Consider the following 6,123-nt stretch of genomic DNA (forward strand, 5'->3'; position numbering starts at 1 on the left):
CGTCTAGCCTTCCAGGGAAATCAGCTTTTCCTCTAGGAACTCATCGATACCGGTGAAGCCACCCTCGCGGCCAAGGCCGGACTGCTTGACACCACCGAACGGCGCCGACGGGTCCGACAGCGATCCCTTATTGACCGCAACCATGCCGGACTCCAGCGCCTCTGCCGCACTAAGCGCCTTGGTCAGGTTCTCACTGAACACATACGCAGCCAGGCCAAAGATGGTGTCATTTGCCTGCTCAATCGCACGGTCGTCGTCTGTGAAGGTTGTCACCGCAACCACTGGACCGAAAATCTCTTCGCGGACAATATCCGCATCCTCGGGCACATCGGTCAGAACTGTGGGCTCGAAGAAGTAGCCGTCGGAAAGCGCGCCGCCGAGATCTGGAATCTTGCCGCCGCACTCGACCTTCGCACCGCGCTTGATCGCATCATCAACCAGATCACGAACCTTTTCCTGTTGATCGCGCAGCGCGAGTGGCCCAAGGTCCGTCGCAGGGTCGGTGCCCTCGCCCAACTTCAGCTCCGCAAAACGCTTGACGACGCCTTCGACGAACGCATCCTTCTTGGATTCATGAACAATAAAGCGATTCGGGGCGATACACACCTGGCCGCCATTGCGGAGCTTGGCGTCACTGACTGCCTGCACAGCCTTATCAACATCACCATCAGAGAGAATGACAAACGGAGCATTCCCGCCGAGCTCAAGGGAAACTTTCATCGAAGTTTCCGCGGCCTTCGCAGCGAGCATCTGGCCAACTTCGGTGGAACCGGTGAAGGTGAACTTGCGCAGGCGGTCATCGGAAAGCAGGGCCGAAACGTTGGCTGAGTGTCCTGTTGGCAGCACGGAGATTACGCCTGCGGGGACACCGGCTTCGATAAGCAGTTTGCCCAGGTAGAGCATGGTCAGCGGAGTTTTGGACGCCGGCTTAATAATGACCGGGCAGCCGGCGGCGAGTGCCGGGGCGATCTTGCGGGTACCCATAGCCAGCGGGAAATTCCACGGCGTAATAGCCAAAGCCGGGCCGACCGGCTGCTTAATCACCGCGACGCGCGAGGTTCCGCTCGGAGAAATTCGGTAATCGCCGGAGATACGCACGGCCTCCTCAGCGAACCAACGAAAAAACTCGCCACCGTAGCCGACCTCAGCCTTGGAATCCGGCAACGCACGGCCCATCTCCAGGGACTGCAGCTGGGCCAACTTGTCTGCATCCCGACGGATGAGTTCAAATGCGCGGTAAAGAATCTCGCTGCGCTTGCGGGGCGGGGTTGCCTTCCACTCCTTCTGGGCGGCGACGGCGTCGTCAAGCGCCCGCTTCGCGTCCTCTTCAGTGGCAGAAGCGACCTTGACCAGCGGATTATCTGTGGCGGGATTAATTACGTCGAAGGTCTCGCCATTCGACGCAGGACGGAACTCACCGCCGAGGAGAAGACCCGTGGGGACGTCTTTGAGGATGTTGTCGTAATCGGGAGTGAAATCAGTCATATTTTCCAGGGTAGGTGCCTTTGCTGAAGCGGGCTAGGGGCTCGTAGGTGGCGGATGGGGCGACGCATGAGCACTGCGGACTCGAGTTGCTGGCAGATTGTGGTCACGCCTGGTCGAATCCAGCCGCCCGGCGAGAGCGCCAAAACGCAACTAGTCTGGGGATGTATAAAGTGCATTTCGTCAAAAATTACCTGGGAGCAGGAATGACTGTAGATATCACTGGAACCGAGCAGTGGGCTCAGCTGGCTAAGCGCGTGGACAACGTCCGCGGCACCTCGCTGCGTGAGCTCTTCGCAACTGAAGAAGGCCGCGCTGAGAAGCTGACTTTCGATGCTGGCACTCTCCACGTTGACCTCTCCAAGAACTTGATGTGCCTCGACGGTTTTGCCGAGCTGGTTGAGCTCGCTCGTGCAGCTGGAATCGAAGAAGCACGCGAGAAGATGTTCCGCGGTGACAAGATCAACACCACTGAAAACCGCTCCGTGCTGCACACAGCGCTGCGCCTGCCAGCAGAGGAAAATCTGACCGTCGGCGACCAGGATGTCGCTGCCGACGTGCATGAGGTGCTCGGCCGCATGCGCGATTTCGCTCGCAGCCTCCGCAGTGGAGACTGGCTGGGATACACGGGTCACACTATTAAGACTGTGGTGAACATCGGCATCGGTGGCTCCGACTTGGGCCCGGCAATGGTGACCAAGGCGCTGCGCACCTACGCCACTGCCGGCATTGATGCCCGCTTTGTCTCTAATGTTGACCCATCTGACCTGCAGGCGGTTCTGGATGAGGTCGATCCGGAGTCCACGCTGTTTATTGTCGCTTCCAAGACCTTCACCACGCAGGAGACGCTCTCCAACGCTCACGCAGCTCGCCGCTGGCTTATCCAGCAACTGGGTAGCGAAGAAGCCGTCGCCAAGCACTTCGTTGCCGTTTCCACGAATGCCGAAAAGGTCGCCGAATTCGGCATCGACACTGAGAACATGTTTGGCTTCTGGGACTGGGTCGGCGGCCGCTACTCCGTCGACTCCGCCATCGGCCTGTCCATCATGGCAGTCGTTGGCCCGATGGACTTCATGCGCTTCCTGCAGGGCTTCCGAGCAATGGATGAGCACTTCCTCAACGCTCCGCTGGAGCAGAACGTGCCGGTACTGATGGGCATGCTGAATGTCTGGTACTCAAACTTCCTCGACGCCCAGTCGCATGCCGTACTGCCCTACTCCGAGGATCTCTCTCGCTTCCCGGCGTACCTTCAGCAGCTCACCATGGAATCGAACGGTAAGTCCGTGCGTACCGACGGCAAGAGGGTGGACTACAACACCGGAGAAATCTTCTGGGGTGAGCCGGGAACGAACGGCCAGCACGCTTTCTTCCAGCTTCTTCACCAGGGAACTCGCCTGGTTCCGGCTGACTTCATCGGCTTTGCCCGCCCACGCCAGGATCTGCCGACGGCATCTGGCGAAGGTTCCATGCACGACCTGCTGATGAGTAACTTCTTCGCACAGACCAAGGTGCTGGCCTTCGGTAAGACCGCAGAAGAAATTCGCGCAGAGGGCATTGCAGAGGAGCTCGTGGAGCACAAGGTCATGCCGGGTAACCGTCCGACTACGACCATCATGGCTGAGGAACTGACCCCGGACGCTGTCGGTGCGCTGATTGCACTTTACGAGCACACTACTTTTGTCGAGGGCATTGTCTGGGGCCTGAACTCCTTCGACCAGTGGGGCGTCGAGCTGGGCAAGCAGCAGGCTGGTGACCTGTTGCCTGCAGTTACCGGTGAAGTGGCGCCTGATTCTGGCGACGCTTCTACCGATGCGCTGCTGACGTGGTACCGCGACAAGCGCTAACGTCTTCTGGCCAATTGGCCTAGATAGCTAAGAGTCCGCCTTCGGCTTGAACTGATTCTCGCTGCGGGCGGACTTTTGTTATTTATATGACCATTCGGTTGCGGTGAGGATGGGGCGCGGCATCCCGTCGTAAAGCGGGGTCGGGAAAAAGCGAATAGTATCTAAGTTATGTCTGCCTACATTGAAGATGATGTTCTTGCCTATCGACTTGCCGTGGGCGCCAGTGAAATTCTCAAGGGTGTCCGCAACGTAGGCCTGCTGCGTGGCCGCATTCTGGGAGATGCCGGCGACGCACTGGCACAGGAGTGGATTGCCCGCGTACTAGAGCAGCACCGTCCGGACGACGGACTGCTGTCGGAGGAAGCCGCGGATAACCGTGAGCGCCTGGACTCAAAGCGGGTGTGGATTATTGACCCACTCGATGGCACGCGTGAGTTCGCTTCGGGCCGCCAGGACTGGGCAGTTCATGTCGCTCTGGTAGAGGACGGTCAGCCGACCCACGCTGCTGTTGGTCTGCCGGATCACGGCCAGGTTTTCCACACGGGTGAGGCCAAGGCTGTCCAGGGGCCGCGTGCGGGCAAGATTGTCGTATCGCGTACTCGCCCACCGGCTGTGGCGAAGTACGTCGCTGACAAGCTAGGCATGGAGCTGGTGGAGATGGGCTCCGCTGGTGCGAAGGCAATGCACGTGCTACTCGGTGACTACGACGCCTACATCCACGACGGTGGTCAGTACGAGTGGGACTCGGCAGCGCCGGTTGGTGTCGCTAAGTCCGCAGGACTTTTTGTCAGCCGCCTAGACGGCTCCGCGCCGACCTACAATAATGTCGATACTTTCCTGCCGGATATGCTGTTCTGCCGACCGGACCTGTCGGAGGAAATTCTGGCACTGGTGAAGGAATTCAAGGATCAAGAGCAGAAGTAGGTAAGCTAGGGCGGCTATGACCGACTCCACTGACATCACGACACAGGCTCATCAGGGCATTAAGACTCCGTACGAGGATTTGCTGCGCGAAATTCTCGCTGACGGAGCAGCTAAATCAGACCGCACTGGCACGGGCACTCGCTCAGTGTTCGGCCGCCAGCTGCGCTTTGATCTGAGCGAGGGCTTCCCACTGATCACCACTAAGAAGGTGCACCTGAAGTCCATCGTGTACGAGCTGTTGTGGTTCCTCCGCGGCGATTCGAACGTCCGGTGGCTCCAGGACCGTGGAGTGACTATTTGGAATGAGTGGGCAGACGACAACGGCGACCTCGGCCCAGTCTATGGCGTGCAGTGGCGCTCCTGGCCCACTCCAGATGGGCACCACATCGACCAGATTGCACAGGCGCTGGAGACTCTGAAGTCCAACCCGGATAGCCGCCGCAACATCGTCAGCGCCTGGAATGTCTCCGAGATTTCCAATATGGCGCTGCCGCCGTGCCATCTGCTGTTCCAGTTCTACGTCGCAGATGGCAAGCTCAGCTGCCAGCTCTACCAGCGCAGCGCGGACATGTTCCTAGGCGTGCCGTTTAACATCGCTTCCTATGCACTGTTGACGCACATGATGGCGCAGCAGGCGGGCTTGGATGTTGGAGAGTTCATCTGGACCGGTGGCGATTGCCACATCTACGACAACCACATTGAACAGTGCGAACTGCAGGTCTCCCGTGAGCCACGCCCCTACCCCACGCTGAAGCTTCAGAAGGCCGACAGCATTTTCGACTACGCTTACGAGGACATTGAGGTCATCGGCTACGACCCGCATCCTCTGATTCGCGGTCAGGTGGCTGTCTAAGTCAGCGAAAGGTGAGTGTCGACATGAACGAGTCCACCGCTTCCACCAGCGCAAGGCCCCCATTTGTAGGGATGATTTGGGCGCAGTCTCGGGCCGGCATTATCGGCGACGGTGCGACTATGCCCTGGCATCTGCCTGAAGATCTTCAGCATTTCAAAACAACAACGATGGGCGCACCGGTCATCATGGGGCGTCGCACGTGGGACTCGCTGAATCCCAAGTTCCGACCACTCCCCGGTCGTCGAAACATCGTCCTTTCACGCTCCGTATCCGATTTCCCGGGCGCCGAGTCCGCAACCAGCCTCGAAGCCGCGCTCGCAGCCGTCGCCGACGCGCCCGCGGCTTGGATTATCGGAGGCGGGCGTGTCTATCGCGATGCACTTTCGCTTGCCGACGAATGCGTGGTCACCGACATTGATACTGATGTCAACGTCCCAGTACCGGTCATGGCTCCCGACCTCTACGACTGGGTTCGCGTCGAGGATGGCCCGTGGCAGACGTCAACGACCGGCCTACGCTACCGCTTCTGCACGTGGCGGCGTCTAGAGGATTAGCGCTTGGAAGCCTGTCTCGCAAGGCTCTGAGGCGGGACTACTGCCCGGCGAACGTATTGCGCAATGGAATATCGGCCTTGGTCCGCGCGTTGACCTAAGTATGACTGATGTGAAGACTCCACAGACCACCGAACACGTGACCATTTACGCTGCAGCCTGGTGTCCTTTCTGCCAGAACCTCATTGCTGGCCTGAAGGAAAACGGCACTCCGTTTGAGGCTTGGGACGTCGAAAAGCACGACGACCTCTCGAAGTGGGTTGAGTCCGTCAATGACGGCAACCGCGTTGTGCCGACTGTGCTGTACTCCGATGGCGAGCACGCCACGAATCCGTCTGTGGAGGAAGTCACCGCTAAGTACGCTGAACTCTCCGGCAAGTAATTAACAAGCTAAGTAATTAAAAAGCCGAGCCCCACTTTCGGGGCTCGGCTTGTTTTAAGGGTTAAGTGACAAAAAGTGTGTCTGATT

Annotated in this window: 6 protein-coding genes; 5 read left to right on the top strand and 1 reads right to left on the bottom strand. The window is 58.9% G+C overall.

Annotated elements, in window-relative coordinates; genetic code table 11:
* Window positions 1-3: 3 nt before the first annotated feature.
* Window positions 4-1,485: an NAD-dependent succinate-semialdehyde dehydrogenase gene (locus HMPREF3135_RS05360; protein ID WP_070438530.1), complete on the bottom strand. Its 1,482-nt coding sequence runs from the start codon at window positions 1,483-1,485 to the stop codon at window positions 4-6.
* A 203-nt stretch (window positions 1,486-1,688) separates the two neighbouring features.
* On the opposite strand from HMPREF3135_RS05360, the gene pgi reads away from it, so the two are divergent.
* From pgi to HMPREF3135_RS05385, 5 genes are all read left to right on the top strand, one after another.
* Window positions 1,689-3,326: a glucose-6-phosphate isomerase gene (gene pgi, locus HMPREF3135_RS05365; protein WP_070438534.1), complete on the top strand. Its 1,638-nt coding sequence runs from the start codon at window positions 1,689-1,691 to the stop codon at window positions 3,324-3,326.
* 168 nt (window positions 3,327-3,494) lie between these two features.
* Entirely contained in the window at window positions 3,495-4,250 is a 756-nt protein-coding gene (locus HMPREF3135_RS05370; RefSeq protein WP_049190299.1) for a 3'(2'),5'-bisphosphate nucleotidase CysQ, read from the top strand.
* Window positions 4,251-4,266: 16 nt separating this feature from the next.
* A complete protein-coding gene (locus HMPREF3135_RS05375) occupies window positions 4,267-5,103 on the top strand; it encodes a thymidylate synthase (protein ID WP_070438537.1) in 837 nt (278 codons plus the stop codon).
* 23 nt (window positions 5,104-5,126) lie between these two features.
* On the top strand, window positions 5,127-5,657 hold the full coding sequence (locus tag HMPREF3135_RS05380) for a dihydrofolate reductase (RefSeq protein WP_070429818.1): 531 nt from the start codon (window positions 5,127-5,129) through the stop codon (window positions 5,655-5,657).
* A 100-nt stretch (window positions 5,658-5,757) separates the two neighbouring features.
* A complete protein-coding gene (locus HMPREF3135_RS05385) occupies window positions 5,758-6,036 on the top strand; it encodes a mycoredoxin (RefSeq protein WP_070438541.1) in 279 nt (92 codons plus the stop codon).
* Window positions 6,037-6,123: the final 87 nt, after the last annotated feature.

This window comes from Corynebacterium sp. HMSC14H10 (genome assembly GCF_001807105.1).
GTDB classification, from domain to species: domain Bacteria; phylum Actinomycetota; class Actinomycetes; order Mycobacteriales; family Mycobacteriaceae; genus Corynebacterium; species Corynebacterium jeikeium_D.